Origin of the sequence: Mycobacterium novum, assembly GCF_010726505.1 — a bacterium.
GTDB classification, from domain to species: Bacteria; Actinomycetota; Actinomycetes; order Mycobacteriales; family Mycobacteriaceae; genus Mycobacterium; species Mycobacterium algericum.
Map to the genome: position 1 here is coordinate 4,337,719 of NZ_AP022562.1, position 18,076 is coordinate 4,355,794.

The 18,076-nt window shown below is 69.0% G+C and carries 14 protein-coding genes; 10 read left to right on the forward strand and 4 right to left on the reverse strand.

All coding sequences use genetic code 11. From position 1 onward, the window contains the following. The first annotated feature begins 58 nt into the window (after positions 1-58). Positions 59-1,444, forward strand: coding sequence for an NAD(P)/FAD-dependent oxidoreductase (locus G6N19_RS20445; RefSeq protein WP_013828875.1), 1,386 nt, complete (start codon positions 59-61; stop codon positions 1,442-1,444). A 21-nt stretch (positions 1,445-1,465) separates the two neighbouring features. On the opposite strand, the gene G6N19_RS20450 is transcribed toward G6N19_RS20445, so the two are convergent. Further along, positions 1,466-1,879, reverse strand: coding sequence for a PaaI family thioesterase (locus tag G6N19_RS20450; RefSeq protein WP_013828874.1), 414 nt, complete (start codon positions 1,877-1,879; stop codon positions 1,466-1,468). Between the two features lie 153 nt (positions 1,880-2,032). Here G6N19_RS20450 and G6N19_RS20455 point away from each other — a divergent pair, with 153 nt between their 5' ends. From G6N19_RS20455 to gndA, 3 genes are read left to right on the forward strand one after another with little or no spacing between them, the layout of a single operon-like run. After that, complete coding sequence (locus tag G6N19_RS20455) at positions 2,033-2,449, forward strand: BlaI/MecI/CopY family transcriptional regulator (protein ID WP_013828873.1); 417 nt, start codon at positions 2,033-2,035, stop codon at positions 2,447-2,449. Positions 2,450-2,463: 14 nt separating this feature from the next. Beyond that, positions 2,464-3,402 (forward strand): M56 family metallopeptidase, encoded by a 939-nt coding sequence (locus G6N19_RS20460; RefSeq protein WP_013828872.1) that lies wholly within the window; start codon positions 2,464-2,466, stop codon positions 3,400-3,402. A 54-nt stretch (positions 3,403-3,456) separates the two neighbouring features. Continuing rightward, a complete protein-coding gene (gene gndA, locus G6N19_RS20465; protein WP_013828871.1) occupies positions 3,457-4,905 on the forward strand; it encodes an NADP-dependent phosphogluconate dehydrogenase in 1,449 nt (482 codons plus the stop codon). Here gndA and G6N19_RS20470 read toward each other — a convergent pair. Genes G6N19_RS20470 through G6N19_RS20480 form a run of 3 tightly spaced genes read right to left on the reverse strand, consistent with a single transcriptional unit; the run spans position 4,902 to position 8,012 of the window. Then, positions 4,902-5,786 carry an alpha/beta fold hydrolase gene (locus tag G6N19_RS20470; protein WP_013828870.1) on the reverse strand — a complete coding sequence of 295 codons (885 nt, stop codon included), beginning with the start codon at positions 5,784-5,786 and terminating at the stop codon, positions 4,902-4,904. The two genes, gndA and G6N19_RS20470, sit on opposite strands and share 4 nt — an antisense overlap. A 15-nt stretch (positions 5,787-5,801) precedes the next feature. Continuing rightward, on the reverse strand, positions 5,802-6,923 hold the full coding sequence (locus G6N19_RS20475) for a histidine phosphatase family protein (protein WP_193465521.1): 1,122 nt from the start codon (positions 6,921-6,923) through the stop codon (positions 5,802-5,804). Positions 6,924-6,935: 12 nt separating this feature from the next. Further along, the gene (locus tag G6N19_RS20480; protein WP_232062446.1) at positions 6,936-8,012 is read right to left on the reverse strand and encodes a phosphoglycerate mutase family protein; all 1,077 of its coding nucleotides are present in this window, start codon (positions 8,010-8,012) and stop codon (positions 6,936-6,938) included. 871 nt (positions 8,013-8,883) lie between these two features. On the opposite strand from G6N19_RS20480, the gene G6N19_RS20485 reads away from it, so the two are divergent. The 6 genes from G6N19_RS20485 (at position 8,884) to G6N19_RS20510 (ending at position 18,075) form a co-directional block, all read left to right on the forward strand. After that, the gene (locus G6N19_RS20485) at positions 8,884-10,320 is read left to right on the forward strand and encodes a GuaB1 family IMP dehydrogenase-related protein (protein ID WP_013828865.1); all 1,437 of its coding nucleotides are present in this window, start codon (positions 8,884-8,886) and stop codon (positions 10,318-10,320) included. 29 nt (positions 10,321-10,349) lie between these two features. Further along, the gene (locus G6N19_RS20490) at positions 10,350-11,696 is read left to right on the forward strand and encodes a hemolysin family protein (protein ID WP_013828864.1); all 1,347 of its coding nucleotides are present in this window, start codon (positions 10,350-10,352) and stop codon (positions 11,694-11,696) included. Beyond that, positions 11,689-12,765, forward strand: a complete 1,077-nt coding sequence (locus G6N19_RS20495; RefSeq protein ID WP_013828863.1) for a hemolysin family protein — start codon at positions 11,689-11,691, stop codon at positions 12,763-12,765. Before G6N19_RS20490 ends, G6N19_RS20495 begins: the two co-directional genes overlap by 8 nt. After that, positions 12,758-13,648 (forward strand): hypothetical protein, encoded by an 891-nt coding sequence (locus G6N19_RS20500; RefSeq protein ID WP_013828862.1) that lies wholly within the window; start codon positions 12,758-12,760, stop codon positions 13,646-13,648. The genes G6N19_RS20495 and G6N19_RS20500 overlap by 8 nt, the downstream gene beginning before the upstream one ends. Positions 13,649-13,697: 49 nt before the next feature. Continuing rightward, positions 13,698-15,929: a malate synthase G gene (locus G6N19_RS20505; protein ID WP_041317821.1), complete on the forward strand. Its 2,232-nt coding sequence runs from the start codon at positions 13,698-13,700 to the stop codon at positions 15,927-15,929. Between the two features lie 70 nt (positions 15,930-15,999). Next, on the forward strand, positions 16,000-18,075 hold the full coding sequence (locus G6N19_RS20510; protein WP_193465522.1) for a substrate-binding domain-containing protein: 2,076 nt from the start codon (positions 16,000-16,002) through the stop codon (positions 18,073-18,075). Position 18,076: the final 1 nt, after the last annotated feature.

Sequence of the window (18,076 nt, forward strand, 5' to 3'; positions counted from 1 at the left end):
AGTGGGTCGACTAGCGTATTTGTGAACGCAGTCGCCGTCGAGGAGCAACCGTATTCCCATGAGCGCCCAGCCTGAAGTCACTGCGCCGCAGCGCCGACGCCACCAGGTCGTCATCATCGGCTCCGGATTCGGCGGGCTGACCGCGGCCAAGAAACTCAAGCGAGCCGACGTCGACGTCAAGTTGATCGCTCGCACCACCCACCACCTGTTCCAGCCGCTGCTCTACCAGGTTGCGACCGGAATCCTCTCCGAAGGGGAGATCGCGCCGTCGACCCGCGTGGTGCTGCGCAAGCAGCGCAACGCCCAGGTGCTGCTCGGCGACGTCACCCACATCGACCTCGCCGGAAAGTACGTCACCTCGGAGGTGCTCGGCCACACCTACGACACCCCGTTCGACAGCCTGATCATCGCGGCCGGCGCCGGCCAGTCCTACTTCGGCAACGACCAGTTCGCCGAGTTCGCCCCCGGCATGAAGACCATCGATGACGCCCTGGAACTCCGGGGCCGCATCCTGAGCGCCTTCGAGCAGGCCGAACGGTCCCGAGACCAGGCCCGGCGGGAGAAACTGCTCACGTTCACGGTGGTCGGCGCGGGCCCGACCGGTGTCGAAATGGCCGGGCAGATCGCCGAACTGGCCAACTACACGCTCAAGGGCGCTTTCCGCAACATCGACTCGACGAAGGCACGGGTGATCCTGCTCGACGCCGCCCCGGCGGTGCTGCCGCCGATGGGCGAGAAGCTGGGCCTCAAGGCAGCCGAGCGGCTGCAGAAGATGGGTGTGGAGATCCAGCTCGGCGCCATGGTCACCGACGTCGACCGCAACGGCTTGACCGTCAAGGACTCCGACGGCACCATCCGGCGCATCGAATCGCAGTGCAAGGTGTGGTCGGCCGGCGTCTCCGCCAGTCCGCTGGGCCGCGATCTCGCCGAGCAGTCCGCGGTGGAACTCGACCGCGCCGGCCGGGTCAAGGTGCTGCCGGACCTGTCGGTGCCGGGGCACCCCAACGTCTTCGTCGTCGGGGACATGGCGGCCGTCGACGGCGTGCCCGGCATGGCGCAGGGCGCCATCCAGGGCGCCAAGCACGCCGCCAGCACCATCAAGGCCGAGCTCGGCGGCGCCGACCCGGCTGACCGCGAGCCGTTCCAGTACTTGGACAAGGGCTCGATGGCCACGGTGTCGAGGTTCTCCGCGGTCACCAAGATCGGCCCGCTGGAGTTCAGCGGTTTTCTGGCCTGGCTGGCCTGGCTGGGCCTGCACCTGATCTATCTGGTCGGGTTCAAGAACAAGGTCAGCACGCTGCTGTCGTGGAACGTGACGTTCCTGAGCACCCGCCGCGGCCAGCTCACCATCACCGAGCAGCAGGCCTTCGCCCGCACCCGCTTGGAACAACTCGAGGTGCTGGCGGCCGAGGCGCAGCGCGGCGCCGAACGCGCGGTCAGTTAGCAGCGGCTCACCGCCATCAACTCAGCTGGGCAGGTTCTGCAGCCTGACCTGCCCGCGCGCGAGCACCTTGTCGTCGGAATCGGTGATGGTCACCAGCCACAGTTGTTGGCGGCGGCCACGATGTATCGGGGTGGCCGCGGCGAACACCGTCCCCGACGACACCCCTCGCAGGAAATCGGTGTTGTTGTTGACCCCCACCACCGTGCCGCCGGCGTCGCCGCCGCCCGCGTTCAGCCAGGCGTGACCGGAAACGCTTGCCACACTCTCGACGATCGAGCAGTACACCCCGCCGTGCACCAGCCCGGCGGGCTGGCTCAGCTTGGGCTGCAACTCCAGCGTGGCGCGGGCACCGTCGGGGCCGATGTCGGTGAAGACCAGGCCGATCTCACGGTCGAACGGCGCGACGGGGATGGTCGGGGAACCGCTGGCAGCCATGCCACGGTTCTACACGACCGGCTGCGGTGCGCCGAACGCGGTCGTCGCGGCCGGCGGCCCGCCGCGCAGCCCAGTAGACCCACAGCCGCCGGTACGACAGCCGGTAGTAATTGAGGGTAGGCTTGCTCCATTCCGCAGGGAGTTGATTACGACATGGCGAAGCAGACCCACCTAGGCGATTTGGAACGAGCGGTGATGGACCACCTCTGGTCCGCACCGGAGGCCCAGACGGTGCGCCAGGTCCACGAAGCGCTGTCCGCGCAGCGCGACCTGGCCTACACCACGGTGATGACGGTGCTGCAGCGGCTGGCCAAGAAGAATCTGGTGTCGCAGATCCGGGATGACCGCGCCCACCGCTACACCCCGGTCCGCGGCCGTGACGAGCTGGTCGCCGGGCTGATGGTCGAGGCCCTCGACCAGGCCGCCGACTCCGGTGACCGCCGGGCCGCCCTGGTGCATTTCGTGGAGCGCGTCGGCGTGGACGAAGCCGAGGCGCTGCGCCGCGCACTCGACAAGTTGGAAGCCAAACATCACGTCGGCCCGCCCGCTGGCGGCCGACACACGTCCTGAGGGAGACTGGCAGCGTGTCCGCGCTGGCCTTCACCCTCCTGGCGCTGCTGCTCGTGGGGCCGGTGCCCGCCCTGCTCGCGCGCGCCGACTGGCCGTTGCGCGCCCCGCGGGCCGCGGTGGTGCTCTGGCAGGCCATCGCCATAGCCGCCGTACTGTCGGCGTTCAGCGCGGGTGTCGCCACGTCGAGCCGGCTGCTGATGCCGGGCCCCGACGGTCGACCCACCTCGACGATCCTGGGCTCTCTCGACCGGCTGGGCTGGCCGCTGTGGACGTTCTACACCGCGGTGTCGGCCGTGACGCTGCTCGTCGGCCTGCGACTGACGGTGACCGTGCTGCGAGTCGCGATCGGCACCCGGCAGCGCCGGGCCCGTCACCGCATGCTCGTCGACCTGGTCGGCGTCTCTGACGGCGCTCCGGCGGTACGCACCAGCGGCCTTCGGATTCTGCAGGTGATGCAGCCACTGGCCTACTGCCTGCCCGGGGTGCGCAGCCGGGTGGTGCTCAGTTCGGGCGCCCTGCAGGCGCTCAGCGATACCGAACTGGCGGCGCTGCTCTGCCATGAGCGCGCCCACCTGCGCGCCCGGCACGATCTGGTGCTGGAGGCGTTCACCGCGGTGCACTCCGCGTTTCCCCGGTTGGTGCGCAGCGCCAGCGCCTTGGACGCGGTGCGGTTGCTGGTCGAACTGCTGGCCGACGACGCTGCCGTTCGGGTCGCCGGCGCCCCTCCCCTGGCCCGCGCCCTGGTGACCTGCGCTTCAGCGACCATCCCCGCCGGCGCGCTGGCCGCCGGCGGTGCCAGCACGGTGTTGCGGGTACAGCGGCTGTCCGGACGCGGCAACAGTCGCACGCTGGCCGCGGCCGCTTACTCCGCCGCGGCCGGGGTGCTGACGGTACCGACGATCGCGCTGGCGGTACCGTGGCTGACCGAACTGCATCGACTGATCGCGGGATGACCCGCGCCGTCCGGCGTGCCGCGCAGCGATCACCTACCACCGAAAGGCGAATGTATGAGCGCGTCGGAACTTGTCGGCACCGCCCAGATCGGGGTGACCGGCCTGGCCGTCATGGGATCCAACATCGCGCGCAACTTCGCCCGCCACGGCTACACGGTGGCGCTGCACAACCGGTCGATCGCCAAGACCGACGCCCTGCTGAGCGCACACGGCTCGGAGGGAAAGTTCGTTCGCACCGAATCGATTCCGGAATTCCTTGCCGCCCTTGAGAAGCCACGCCGCGTGCTGATCATGGTCAAGGCGGGTGACCCGACCGACGCCGTCATCAATGAACTCGCCGACGCCATGGAGCCCGGCGACATCATCATCGACGGCGGCAACGCGCTCTACACCGACACCATCCGCCGGGAGAAGGCGATGGCCGCCCGCGGGCTGCACTTCGTCGGGGCCGGGATCTCCGGCGGGGAGGAGGGTGCGCTGAACGGGCCGTCGATCATGCCGGGCGGCCCGAAGGAGTCCTACACCTCGCTGGGACCGCTGCTCGAGGAGATCTCCGCGCACGTCGACGGGGTGCCGTGCTGCACCCACATCGGGCCGGACGGCGCCGGGCACTTCGTCAAGATGGTGCACAACGGCATCGAGTACTCCGACATGCAGCTGATCGGCGAGGCATACCAGTTGCTACGCGACGGCCTGGCGCTGACCGCGCCGCAGATCGCCGAGGTGTTCACCGAGTGGAACGCCGGTGAGCTGGACAGCTACCTGGTCGAGATCACCGCCGAGGTGCTGCGCCAGGTCGATGCCAAGACCGGCAAGCCACTGGTCGACGTCATCGTCGACGAAGCCGAGCAGAAGGGCACCGGCCGCTGGACGGTGAAGTCCGCCTTGGACCTGGGGGTTCCGGTCACCGGGATCGCCGAGGCGGTGTTCGCCCGGGCGCTGTCGGGTTCGGTCCCGCAGCGTCGCGCCGCGGCGGGCCTGGCCGCCGGGGCACTCGGCGACCGTCCTTCGGACGCGGCCCGGTTCACCGAGGACGTCCGCCGCGCGCTGTACGCCTCGAAGATCGTCGCTTATGCGCAGGGGTTCAACCAGATTCAGGCCGGCAGCGCCGAGCACGGCTGGAACGTCACCCCCGGCGACCTGGCGACGATCTGGCGTGGCGGCTGCATCATCCGGGCGAAGTTCCTCAACCGGATCAAAGAGGCCTTCGACACCGACCCGGATCTGGTGAGCCTGCTGGCCGCACCGTACTTCCGCAGTGCCGTGGAGGCCGCCATCGACAGCTGGCGCCGGGTGGTGACAATGGCTGTCGCCCTGGGGATTCCGTCCCCCGGTTTCTCCTCCGCGCTGGCCTACTACGACGGGCTGCGCACCGAGCGACTGCCGGCCGCGCTGACCCAGGCGCAGCGCGACTACTTCGGCGCCCACAGCTACGGCCGGGTGGACGCCGAGGGCAAGTACCACACGCTGTGGAGCGGCGACCGCAGCGAAGTGCCGGTTTAACCCAACAGCCGCAGCACGGCGTCGGTGTAGGCCTGCGGGTCTTCGATCTGCGGGTAATGGCCCAGCCCGGGTAGCTCGATGACATCGGCGGCCGGGCGCAGCTCCCGCAGCCCGTCGAGCACATTGGTGGTCGCCACCGGATCATCGAGCGCCCAGACGAACCCCAGCGGCTTGGGCCAGTCGCGCACCGCGCCGTGCCAGCGTTGCGCGTGGCGCACCCGTTCATCGAGGTAGGCCGAGAGCAGGTGGGCGATCCGATTGCCCCCGTTGTGGGTCAGCAGGGCCCACTGCGCGGCCGCCTCCTCGGCGGCCAGCGGATGATCGGCGCTGAACAGCCGGCCGAAGCCGCGGGCGAAACTGCGTCGGTTCGTCAGCCGGGCGGCCAGCCCGCCGAACGGGCCGCGCAGCACCTTCTGGATGGGGCGCAGGCTAGCCCGCTCCAGGATCACGCTGCCGTTGGACAGCGCCGCACGGCGTAGGTCGAAACTCAGCGTGCCTGCCATGTCGCGGGCCAGCAGTTCGGTGGCCACTGAGGTGCCCATGTCGTGGGCGGCCAACACCACCGGACCCGATGCGCTCGATGCCACCACCTGCTCCACCAGGTCGGCCTGCTCGAACAGGCTGTAGCGGTGCGGGTTCGGCTTGTCCGAGAGCCCGAACCCGAGGAAATCCATCGTCAGCCAGGATCGGCCGGCCAGTCGGTCGACGACCGATACGAAATCGTAGGAGCAGGACGGAAAGCCGTGCAGCAACAGCACGGTGGGCCCGTCGCCGGCGTCCGACCGTACGAATACCCGGCCGGCGGTGCTCGACACCCAGCGCCCGCCGTCCTGCCAGCGCCGCACGCTGTCGGGCCATGTCGTGTTCGTCATCGCGGTCATTGTGCGTGCCGTGTCTCAGATCAGCGCAAGCAGGTCGGCGAGCGCCGAGCCGGTGTCGTCCGCAGCCCCACCGGCGGCGCTGCCGAGATTCGCCACCGCATCGGTGATGTCGTCGAAGACGGCTTGCGGGAATCCCAGGAACACCGAGCTGACATCGTGCAGGCCGGTCTGGAAGGCCTCGCCGATCGTGGTCGCGTCGCCACCGAGCAGTGCCTGGTGGAGGTTCCAGGCCGCGACCTGCGGTGTGGTGATCAGGTCGCGGACGTCCATGATCAGCCTGGTCAGCAGTCCCGGGTCCTCCGGTACGGGGATTCCGTTCCAGCTGACCAGTGTCCAGCCGTCGGTGGGGTTGCCCTCGATCTGCACGATGCCGGTGTTGGGCAGCAGCGGGGATCCGTCGTCGTTGGCGAACATCGTCTGCAACGTCAACGGCAGCAGCAGCGAGATGTCGGGGTTCTTGACGTTGAGCGCCACCCAGGCGGCGATGTCGGCCTCGTTGTTGAACGCCACGGCGGTGATGTCGCCGTTGTCGCTTTCGACCGGGTTGGCCATCGCGGCGCTGTACATCGCCGCCACGGCCTCGGTGAACTTCTGGTCCATCACCACCCCGTTGGGGTCCTCGACCGAACCCGGGATCGGCATCAGCACCAATCCGAACAACGTCCAGAGCATCGGGGTGAATTGGTACAGGAAGCCCGACAGGCTCGCGATCGGCTGGCCGGCATAGATCCCGCTGTCGATCTCGTTGAGTCCGGGCAGGATCTGCGTCGTCATGTTCTGCAGCGCGGCGAACGGCGCGGCGGTGTCGATGTCCCTGATGGCCTGCCCGGAGAAGATGCCGGCGACGTGGTCACCGAGTTCCTGGTGCAGTTTCTCGGCCACGTCCTGGGCCTGCTGCATCCCGAGATCGCTGAGCGGCGGGCCCGGATGATCAGGCGACGGGGTGATGACGTCGTTGAACGGTGGCATCCGCTGGCCGTGCCGGACGATGTCGATGACGATGTCTTGGGCTTCCCCGCTGGTGAGAGTGACCGCGGGGGCTGCGAGATCGGCGTGCACCGGCGGTGTGACGGCAATGACGCCCGCGCCGACGAGGGCGACAGCTGCGGCTACCGGACCGATCGAGAGCGCCTGCATGACAGCCACCTCCTAGCCGAGATTTCCGAGGGCGTCGGCGATGTCGCTGAAGACCGCGCCGGGGAACTGGCTCAACGCCGAGGTGACATGCTCGAAACCGGTCTGGATCGCGGTCATGATCGCCTCGGGGTCCGAGCCGAGAATGGCCTGGTGCACCTCCCAGTACGCCGCTTGGAGCGGCAGTATCACGTCCCGCACGTCGACGAAGAGCGCGGTGAGCAGGTCAGGATCTTGCGGGACGGCATGTCCGTCCCAGCTGACCAGGGTCCAGCCGTCGGTGGGGTTGCCCTCGACTTCGACGATGGCGGCGTTGGGCAGGAAGATGGTCGTCTGGCCGTTCGCGACACTGTGTGACTCGTGGAGCAGGTTCAGGAAGAACGGCAGATCGGGGTTGTCGACGTTCTGCATCACCCAGGCGAAGATGGACGCGGTGCTGCTGAAGGCCACATCGGTCAGTTGGCCGTTGGCGCTGACCACCCCGCTGCCCAGCGCATGGTCGTACATCGTCTGGACCGCGTCGCCGAATCGATCGTCGAGCACAATCCCGTTGACGTCGTGCGAGCCCGGCCCCTGCAGCAGTGCCAACCCCAGCGGCGCTCCGAACGTCCAGGCGCCCACGGTCAAGAAAGCCAGCCGGCCGCCGAGGCTCTCAATCGGATCGAGCGCATAGACGCCACTGTCCACCTCGTCGAGCCCCGGCAGTAGCTGGACGCCGGCGGGGGTGCCGCCGGCGCCCTCCAGATCGGCGAACGGCACCGCGGTCTCCTGCACCCGAAGGCCCTGCCCGGAGAAGATGCCGGCGACCGGACCGAGCTGGTCGAACAGCTGCTGCCCGACGTCGTTCGCCTGCTCGTGGCCGAGGTCGCTGAGCGGAGCACCCGGATGATCCGGCGAGGGGGTGAGCAGCAGATCGTACGGCGGCGTCATCTGCGCATGCCGCACGAAATCGATGACGACATCTTGCGCGGTGAGTTGAACGTCGAGATTGGCTGCGGTCGATGTCGCCGGTGGTGCAGCGACCGGGGCGGCGGCGATTCCGCCGGCCACGGCGGCGCCGGCCGTGACGGACAAGAGCGGGCTAACCTGCATGGTGCGTACCTCTTTTGGGTGCGAAGTATCGTCCGGGTCGGCTGGCGTAGTTGCCGTTTGAATATCCCGGAGCTTATTTTGCTCTAAGGTTTGGTCTGCGCTATTGACTTCTTGCCAGCTAACTGCCAGACAAGTGCGGTCAATGCCGCGCCGCCCGGCAGTGACCGGCCCGTCCGGAGCTTCCTGGAAAGCACCGGCACCGAGCTGCCGTGCCAGCCTGCAGCGCTCGCCCGCACCATCCGTCGGCGATGTTCGCCCGCATCGGGCGGACCGTGGGACGGCGCCCCTGGGCCCGCACCGCTCGACGCCGGACCTGCTACCTGACGGCAGCGACCAGGCTATCCGATTCACCTTGCGCTACAAGGCAACCAATGTGCACACGGCGATTGATGTCGCGAACAGCCGTCAATTCACCGCCGGCGGTTAGGATCCGCGATTGCGCCACTGCCGGTGCAGTTTGCGCTCCAGGTAGCTTTCGAGGTGACAGCCCCGCCACGCCGCCGGTGCATCGATCCGGCTGCCGCGGTCGGCGCCGCGGCCCGGCCGGGCGAGCCGCGGGTCAACAGAGGTCGCAATCGGGGTCCGAATGGCCATACCCCGCCGCTCGCAGCTAACTGTCATCTCTGTTCCCCTAAACGACGAGATGAGCTTACCTGACGAAGTGACTGTGAGGAAGATCAATTTTTCATCCGCGGGCCGTTGATAAACGAGTGGTTCCGCCGACGCGCGGCCGGTAGCGTGGCTGCCGGGCCGAAAACGGTGCCCCCGGCCCGGCCGGGCCGGCGTCCGACGCCCGCCCGAACCCGGCCCAGAACCAGTGGAGGAAATTGATGGGCTCGTCGGAACCCAACGGCCCGATGTCGGGCACCGGATGAGATTCGCCGGCGGATACGACCCGGGCTACGACCTGACCTACGACGATGTCTTCATCGTCCCCAACCGCTCGGCCGTCGCGTCCCGCCTCGACGTGGATCTGTCCACGCGCGACGGTTCGGGTGCCACCATCCCGGTGGTGGTCGCCAACATGACGGCCGTGGCGGGCCGGCGAATGGCCGAGACGGTGTCCCGGCGCGGCGGCATCGTGGTGCTGCCCCAGGACCTGCCGATAGACGCTGTAAGCCAGACCGTGGCGTTCGTGAAAAGTCGCGACCTGGTGGCCGACACCCCCGTCGTGCTCTCCCCCGACGACTCGGTCTCCGCCGCGATGGCGCTGATCCCCAAACGTGCCCACGGCGCGGCCGTGGTCACCGTCGACGGTCGGCCGACCGGCCTGGTGACCAGGGCGTGCTGCGAAGGGGTGGACCGCTTCAGCCGGGTTCGTGACGTCGCGATGTCCGACCTGCTCAGCGTTCCGATCGGCACCGAGCCCCGCAAGGTCTTCGACCTGCTGGAGCATGCGCCGGTCCCGGTCGCGGTGCTGACCAACTCCGACGGCACGCTGGCCGGCGTCCTGACCCGCACCGGTTCGATCCGGGCCGGCATCTACACCCCCGCCACCGATGCGGCCGGCCGGCTGCGGATCGGCGCGGCGGTCGGCATTACCGGCGAGGTGACGGCCCGGGCCGCCGCATTGTTGGCGGCCGGGGTGGATGTGCTGGTCATCGACACCGCGCACGGGCATCAGGAGAAGGCGATGCAGGCGATCCGCTCGGTGGCCGCGCTGACGCCGGGCGTTCCGCTGGTCGCCGGCAACGTGGTGTCCGCGGCGGGCACCCGGGACCTGATCGGCGCCGGGGCGGACATCGTCAAGGTCGGCGTCGGCCCCGGCGCGATGTGCACCACCCGGATGATGACCGGGGTGGGCCGGCCGCAGTTCTCGGCCGTACTGGAGTGTGCGGCCGCAGCGCACGATCTCGGCGCCCACGTCTGGGCCGACGGCGGGGTGCGTCATCCCCGCGACGTGGCGCTGGCCCTTGCCGCCGGGGCGTCGAACGTGATGATCGGCTCGTGGTTCGCCGGTACCTATGAATCGCCCGGCGACCTGATGTTCGACCGCGACGACAAGCCGTACAAGGAAAGCTACGGCATGGCGTCCAAGCGGGCGGTGGCCGCGCGCACGGCCGGCGACAGCGCGTTCGACCGCGCCCGCAAAGCACTCTTCCAGGAAGGTATTTCGACGTCGAGGATGATGCTGGACCCGGATCGCGGCGGAGTCGAGGATCTGCTGGACCACATCACCTCCGGCCTTCGCAGCACCTGCACCTATGTCGGCGCGTCGGACCTGGCCGAGCTGCATGAACGCGCGGTGCTCGGGGTGCAGTCGGCCGCGGGCTTCGCCGAGGGCCATCCGCTACCGTTCGGCTGGTGAGACCACCGGCGGCGACCCAGTAGACGCTCATGACCATCGCCTTGACCCTGGGCAGCGTGCTGGCGTTCGTGGTCCTCACGCTGGGCACCGCGATATTCGTCGCCGCCGAGTTCTCCCTGACCACCCTGGAACGCAGCGCGGTGGAGGCCAACGCCCGCCGCGGCGGCCGTCGCGACACCTATATCCGAGAAGCGCACCGCACGTTGTCCTTCCAGCTCTCCGGCGCCCAGTTGGGTATCTCGATCACCACGCTGGCCACCGGGTATCTGGCCGAGCCGGTGCTCGCCCGGTGGCTGCGCCCCCCGCTTGCCGCTCTCGGCCTGTCCGAAGCGGCCGCCGCCGGGGTGGCGCTGGCCCTGGCCCTGGTGATCGCCACCTCGCTGTCGATGGTCTTCGGCGAACTGGTGCCCAAGAATCTCGCCGTGGCGCGCCCACTGCAGACCGCCCGGGCAGCGGCCGGGCCGCAGCTGATGTTCTCCCGGCTGTTCACCCTCGCGATCAAGGCGACCAACGGGACGGCGAACCTGATTCTCAAGCGGCTCGGCATCGAGCCCGCCGACCGGTTGACCTCGGCCCGGTCCCCGCGCGAGCTGGCTTCGCTGGTGCGCAACTCGGCGCGCAGCGGCGCGCTGGATCCCAGTACCGCCACGCTGGTCGAGGGCTCACTGCGGTTCGGCGCCCTGACCGCCGCGGAGCTGATGACGCCGCGTTCGAAGATCGTCAGCCTGCAGGCCGGCGACACCGTCGCCGACCTGGCCGCCGCGGCCATCGACACCGGCTTCTCCCGGTTTCCGGTGGTGGCCGGTGATCTGGACGCCCCCGTCGGCATCGTCCACGTCAAACAGGTGTTCGCGGTGGCGGCCGCCGATCGGGCGACCACCCCGGTCACCACCGTCGCCGAGCCCGCGGCGGTGGTGCCCTCCACCCTCGACGGCGACGCGGTGATGGAGCAGGTTCGGACCGACGGCCTTCAGGTTGCCCTGGTCGTCGACGAATACGGCGGCACCGCGGGAATGGTCACGATGGAGGATCTGATCGAGGAGATCGTCGGCGACGTCCGCGACGAGCACGACGACGCCACGCCGGACGTGGTGGCGGCCGGCGGCGGCTGGCAGGTGTCGGGGCTGCTGCGCATCGACGAGGTCGCCAAGGCCACCGGCTACCGCGCCCCGGAGGGCTCCTACGAGACCATCGGCGGGCTGGTGCTCCAAGAGCTCGGCCACATTCCGGCGGCGGGCGAGACCGTCGAACTGACCGCGTTCGATCCCGACCAGCTGTCCGCGATCCCGCCGCGCTGGCTGGCCCGGGTGGTCCGGATGGACGGACGCCGCATCGACCTGCTGGTGCTCACCCAACTGGGGGCCGGCGATGACTGACCTGTTCAACGTCGTGTTGACCGTGCTGCTGGTCGCGGCGAACGCCTTCTTCGTCGGCGCCGAGTTCTCGCTGATATCGGCGCGACGCGACCGGCTCGAGGCGCTGGCCGAACAGGGCAGGCAGAGCGCGGTCACGGTGATCCGGGCCGGCGAGCAGCTGTCGCTGATGCTGGCCGGGGCGCAACTGGGCGTCACGGTGTGCTCGATTCTGCTCGGTCGAATCGGTGAGCCCGCCGTCGCTGACCTGCTCGAGCCGGTGTTCCGGCTGGTGGGTATCCCCGACGCGCTGCTGCACACCGTGGCGTTCATCGTCGCGTTGACGATCGTGGTGACGTTGCATGTGCTGTTCGGCGAGATGGTTCCCAAAAACATCGCCCTGGCAGGCCCGGAGACAGCGGCGATGCTGCTCATCCCGCCGTACCTGATCTACATGGCGGCCGCCCGGCCGTTCATCGTCTTCTACAACTGGTGCGCCAACGTCACGCTGCGCGCCGTGCGGGTGCAGCCGAAAGACGAGCTGGAGATCACGGTGTCCACCGTCGAGCTCAGCGAGATGATCGCCGAATCGGTTTCGGCAGGTCTACTCGACCTCGAGGAGTACACCCGGTTGACCCGCGCCCTGCAGATCCGCAACCGGACCGTCGCCGACGTGGCGCTGCCGGTCGGCGACATCCGCGCCGTCCCGGCCGCAGCGCCCGGGCGCGGCCCCACCGTGGCGGCCGTCGACAAGGCGCTCGCTCAGACCGGCTATTCCCGGTTCCCCGTCGTCGACCAGGGCCAATACGTCGGCTACCTGCACATCAAGGACGTTCTGCCGCTCAGTGAGAGCTCCGCGGCGGCCGCCGGCGGCGACGGCGCAGCCGCCGTAGTCGATATCGGCGTGGTACGACCGCTGCCCCGCGTTCCCGCGTCGCTGCCGCTGGCCGACGCGTTGACGCGGCTGCGGCGGACCAACAGCCATCTGGCACTCGTGGTCGCCACCGACGGCGCCGTGGTGGCCATGGTGGCCCTCGAGGACCTCGTCCAGGATGTCGTGGGAACCGTCCGTGACGGAACGCATCATGTTTGACCTGGCCGAATCGGCTCTGGAAACCGAGCACTGGCAGGCGCGGGCGCAGGCCTACCGGCTGCGCCTGGACACCTTCCTGGCGCCGCTGTTGCGCCGGGTCGCCGCCGGTGACCCGGTGCCGAAGTTCCTGTTCAGCTACTACCGCCTGCGTCCCCGACAGCTGCGCGGCTGGCACCCCGGCTTCGGCGTTGCCTTGGCCGGTGCGGCGGCGCTGCGCGAGTACCGCGGCCGCCGGGGATATACCGTCACGGACGGGCGGGTCGGTGTCGGCGAGGACTTCCTGCGTGAGCGGGCCGACACCGTGACGTTCGTCGCACGGCTGTTGCGGGCCACCGCCGCCCGCCCGGCCCGGCTGAATTGTTTCGGGCTGCACGAGTGGGCGATGGTGTATCGCAGTCCGGCAGCGGAAACCGTCCGGCACGGTCACGTTCCGCTGCGGCTCAGCACACCCGAGGTGGAACGGGTTGTCGAGTCAATACCGTTGCGTTGCACGCATTTCGACGCATTCCGGTTCTTCACCCCGGCGGCGGCGCCACGCAACGACGGGACGCCCCGGCGGGCCACCCAAACCGAGTGGGAGCAGCCTGGTTGCCTGCACGCCAACATGGACCTCTACAAGTGGTGCTACAAGTTGGGGCCGTTGATCGAGTCGGAGTTGCTGCTGGACTGCCTGCAATTGGCCGCCGCCGCGCGTGAGATCGACATGCAAGCCAGCCCGTATGACCTGAGCGGCTACGGGTATGAGCCGATTTGCATCGAAAACCCGCTCGGCCGTGCAGAATACGTCCGTTGCCAGACCGAGATCTCGCAGCGGGCCGCGCCGTTGCGCGCCGCTCTGCTCGAACGGTGCGTGCGGTTGTCGGCAATCGCCGGATGCGGATAGCGGTGCTGTCGGCCGGTAAGGTGGTGGATTGGCTATGAGGGAGGAAACCATGACGGATCGGGTGCCGGTTGGCGGTCTGCGGGTGGCGCGTGTGCTCTACGACTTCATCACCGAGGAGGCGCTGCCGGGGACCGGTCTGGACCCGGACAGCTTCTGGGCGGGCGTGGACAAGGTCGTCACCGATCTGACGCCGAAGAACCAGGAGCTGCTGGCGCGTCGTGACGAGCTGCAGGCACAGATCGACAAGTGGCACCGGCACCGGGTCATCGAGCCGGTGGACACCGAGGCCTACCGGGCCTTCCTCACCGAGATCGGCTACCTGCTGCCCGAGCCGGACGACTTCACCGTCACCACCGCCGACGTCGACGACGAGATCGCCGTGCAGGCCGGTCCGCAGCTGGTGGTGCCGGTGCTCAACGCCCGGTTCGCGCTCAACGCCGCCAACGCCCGCTGGGGCTCGTTGTATGACGCGCTGTACGGCACCGACGTGATCAGTGAGGACGACGGCGCAACGAAGACACCCGCGGGAGCGAACAGCGGCTACAACCCGGTGCGCGGCGACAAGGTGATCGCCTATGCCCGCAAGTTCCTCGACGAGTCCGTGCCGCTGGCCAACGGCGCCTGGGCCGAGGTCAAGAGCTTCGCGGTGGACGACGCCCGGCTGGTGATCACACTGGCCGACGGTCTGGAGACCACCGTGGCCGCGCCGGCGGAGTTCGTCGGCTACCTCGGGGACGCCGAGGCACCGTCATCGGTGCTGTTGATCCACCACGGGCTGCACATCGAGATCCTGATCGACCCGAACTCGCCGATCGGAGCGACCGATGCCGCCGGCATCAAGGACGTGGTGCTCGAGTCGGCGGTCACCACGATCATGGACTTCGAGGACTCGGTTGCCGCGGTCGACGCCGAGGACAAGGTGCTCGGCTACCGCAACTGGCTGGGGCTCAATCGCGGGGATCTGGCCGAAGAGGTCAGCAAGGACGGCAAGACGTTCACCCGGACACTGTCCGGCGACCGCGAGTTCAGCGCTCCCGACGGCGGAACCCTTACCCTGCCGGGCCGCAGCCTGATGTTCGTCCGCAACGTGGGTCATCTGATGACCAACGACGCCATCGTCTTCGGCGCCGAGGGGACGGACGGCGCCGAGGGCACTGACAGCCGCGAGGTGTTCGAGGGCATCCAGGACGCGCTGTTCACCGGGCTGATCGCCGTGCACGGGTTGACTGCCTCCGACGACAACGGCCCGCTGCTCAACAGCCGCACGGGGTCGATCTACATCGTCAAACCGAAGATGCACGGACCCGACGAGGTGGCGTTCACCGCCGAATTGTTCAGCCGGGTCGAAGACGTCCTCGGCCTGCCGCAGGCGACCCTCAAGATCGGCATCATGGACGAGGAGCGCCGCACCACCGTCAACCTGCGGGCCTGTATCAAGGCGGCCGTCGACCGGGTGGTGTTCATCAACACCGGCTTCCTGGACCGCACCGGCGACGAGATCCACACCTCGATGGAGGCCGGGCCGATGGTGCGCAAGGCCACCATGAAGTCGCAGCCGTGGATCCTGGCCTACGAGGACAACAACGTCGACGCGGGCCTGGCCACCGGATTGACCGGCCACGCCCAGATCGGCAAGGGCATGTGGGCGATGACCGACCTGATGGCCGACATGGTCGAGCAGAAGATCGGGCACCCGCGCGCCGGCGCCAGCACCGCCTGGGTGCCGTCGCCGACCGCCGCCACCCTGCACGCGATGCACTACCACCAGGTGGACGTGTTCGAGGTGCAGCGGGAGTTGGCTGGAAAACGCCGCGCCACAATCGATCAGCTGCTGACCATCCCGCTCTCCGAGGGGCTGGCCTGGGCCCCCGACGAGATCCGCGAGGAGGTCGACAACAACTGCCAGTCGATCCTCGGCTACGTCGTTCGCTGGATCTCGCAGGGCGTGGGCTGCTCGAAGGTTCCCGACATCCACGATGTGGCACTGATGGAAGACCGTGCGACGCTGCGGATCTCATCGCAGCTGCTGGCGAACTGGCTGCGGCACGGGGTGATCACCGCTGACGACGTGCAGTCCAGCCTGGAGCGGATGGCCCCGGCCGTGGACCGGCAGAACGCAGGCGATCCGACTTACCTGCCGATGGCTCCGGATTTCGACGACAGCATCGCGTTTGCGGCCGCCCGTGAGCTGATCCTGTCCGGAACGACTCAGCCCAACGGCTACACCGAGCCGATCCTGCACCGGCGCCGACGCGAGTTCAAAGCCCGCGCCGGCCGCTGAGCGGCTACGCGGATTCGAGTGGAATTGACCGTGGCCGGAGAGCTGACCAGGCGGAGAGGACGCAGCCACCGTGGGTAGGCACAGTTTCCCCGGCCCCGACGATTTCGACGACGAGCCGCTCGACCCCGACCAGGACTGGGACGCCGCGGCGCCCGATCCGTTCGGCTTCGGCGACCCGGACGACGACGAGTACGTCGATGACTATCAGGACGCCTTCTACGACGAGCCGATCGGCGGCGATGCGGGCTACGACGCGGACCCGGCCCAGTACATGCGGCGCGGCAGCGGTAGCCGTAGCGAGGAAGAAACCCGGTACCGTACCGGACCTTTCGGCGCGCCCGGGGCCTTGCCGAGCGGGTCCTACCCGGACCGGGAGGCCGAGCGGGACCAACCGCGCCGCGGTCGCCGCGAGCTGGAGCGGTGGCGACGGCATCGCAACGATGCGGGCCGCCGCGGCGTCAGTGTCGGTGTGATCGCCGCACTGATTGCCGTGATCGTCCTGGTGGGCACCGTGATCCTGTGGCGCTTCTTCGGCAACTCGCTGTCGCAGCGCTCGGCCATCGCCGCCGGCAACTGCGCCCACGGCGATCTGACGGTCGCCGTGGTGGCGGACCCCTCGATCGCCGACCACGTGCAGGGTTTCGCCGACCGATTCAACAAGACCGCCAAGCCGGTGGGTGACCGCTGCGTGTCGGTGCAGGTCAAGCCGGTGGATTCCGACGCCGTGGTCAGCGGTTTCATCGGCGACTGGCCGGCACAGCTCGGCCAGCGCCCGGCGCTGTGGATTCCGGGCAGTTCGATCTCGGCGGCCCGCCTGCAGGCCTCGGCCGGCCAGGAAACCGTCAGCGACAGTCGTTCGCTGGTCACCTCTCCGGTCCTGCTGGCGGTCCGGCCCCAGCTCGAATCCGCCCTGCAGCACCAGAACTGGGCGAACCTACCGGACCTGCAGACCGACCCCGACGGTCTGGGCCGACTCGGCCTCGCCGGCTGGGGGCAACTCCGACTGGCGCTGCCGATCGGCGGCAACGGCGATGCCGCTTTCCTGGCCGGTGAGGCGGTGGCATCCGGCGCCGCCCCGAAGGGCGCCCCCGCCACCGACGGGACCGGGGCGGTCCACCGACTGGCCGGCGCACAGCCCCACCTCGCCGACAACTCGCTTGCCGAGGCGATGAACGTACTGCTGCGCCAAGGTGATTCGGCGGCTGCGCCGGTGCACGCGGTGGTGACCACCGAGCAGCAACTGTTCACCCGCGGGCAATCGCTGTCGGACCCGGCGAGCACACTCGGTTCCTGGTTGCCGCCCGGGCCGGCGCCGGTCGCCGATTACCCCACCGTGCTGCTCGCCGGCTCGTGGCTCTCGCAGGAACAGGTCAGTGCCGCCAGCGAATTCGCGCGGTTCGCCCGCAAGCCGGATCAGCTCGCGGATCTGGCCAAGGCCGGATTCCGCGTCGAAGGCGTCGCACCGCCGAGCAGCGACGTGACCGGATTCCCGGCGCTGCCGGACACCTTGTCGGTCGGCGACGACGCGATGCGGGCCACGCTCGCCAATGCGCTCACCACGCTGCCGGGCGCTTCGGCGGTGACGATCATGCTCGACGAGTCCATGACGACCGACGAGGGCGGCAAAACCCGGCTGGCCCATGTGGTCGCGGCCCTGGATCAACGGATCAAGGCGCTGCCGCCGAGCTCCGTCGTGGGCCTGTGGACCTTCGACGGTGTGGAGGGCCACAGCGTGCTCACGTCCGGCCCGCTGGATGAGCCGGTGAACGGCGGAACCCGGGCGGAGACGCTGACCAGGGAACTCGATGCGCTCAGTTCGACATCGGGCGGCGCGGTGTCATTCACCACGCTGCGCCTGGTCTACAACCAGGTGTTGGCCAATTACCACCCCGGACAGACCAACTCGGTACTGGTCATCACCGCGGGACCGCATACCGACCGCACCCTGGACGGCCCCGGACTGCAGGACTTCATCCGGGCGAACACCGACCCTGAGCGCCCGGTCGCCGTCAACGTCATCGACTTCGGTGACGCCGACCGGGCGGTCTGGCAGGCGGTGGCCCAGCTGTCCGGTGGCACGTACCAGAACCTGCGCGGGGCGAACACTCCGGAACTGGCCGGCACGCTGAACACCCTGTTGGGCTGAC

Excerpts from the sequence above, each read along its gene's own strand:
- G6N19_RS20445 (WP_013828875.1), top strand. The coding sequence starts at position 59 with ATGAGCGCCCAGCCTGAAGTCACTGCGCCGCAGCGCCGACGCCACCAG.
- G6N19_RS20450 (WP_013828874.1), bottom strand. The coding sequence starts at position 1,879 with ATGGCTGCCAGCGGTTCCCCGACCATCCCCGTCGCGCCGTTCGACCGT.
- G6N19_RS20505 (WP_041317821.1), top strand. The coding sequence starts at position 13,698 with ATGACGGATCGGGTGCCGGTTGGCGGTCTGCGGGTGGCGCGTGTGCTC.
- G6N19_RS20480 (WP_232062446.1), bottom strand. The coding sequence starts at position 8,012 with ATGCAGGTTAGCCCGCTCTTGTCCGTCACGGCCGGCGCCGCCGTGGCC.
- G6N19_RS20485 (WP_013828865.1), top strand. The coding sequence starts at position 8,884 with ATGAGATTCGCCGGCGGATACGACCCGGGCTACGACCTGACCTACGAC.
- gndA (WP_013828871.1), top strand. The coding sequence starts at position 3,457 with ATGAGCGCGTCGGAACTTGTCGGCACCGCCCAGATCGGGGTGACCGGC.
- G6N19_RS20475 (WP_193465521.1), bottom strand. The coding sequence starts at position 6,923 with ATGCAGGCGCTCTCGATCGGTCCGGTAGCCGCAGCTGTCGCCCTCGTC.
- G6N19_RS20455 (WP_013828873.1), top strand. The coding sequence starts at position 2,033 with ATGGCGAAGCAGACCCACCTAGGCGATTTGGAACGAGCGGTGATGGAC.
- G6N19_RS20500 (WP_013828862.1), top strand. The coding sequence starts at position 12,758 with ATGTTTGACCTGGCCGAATCGGCTCTGGAAACCGAGCACTGGCAGGCG.
- G6N19_RS20490 (WP_013828864.1), top strand. The coding sequence starts at position 10,350 with ATGACCATCGCCTTGACCCTGGGCAGCGTGCTGGCGTTCGTGGTCCTC.
- G6N19_RS20470 (WP_013828870.1), bottom strand. The coding sequence starts at position 5,786 with ATGACCGCGATGACGAACACGACATGGCCCGACAGCGTGCGGCGCTGG.
- G6N19_RS20495 (WP_013828863.1), top strand. The coding sequence starts at position 11,689 with ATGACTGACCTGTTCAACGTCGTGTTGACCGTGCTGCTGGTCGCGGCG.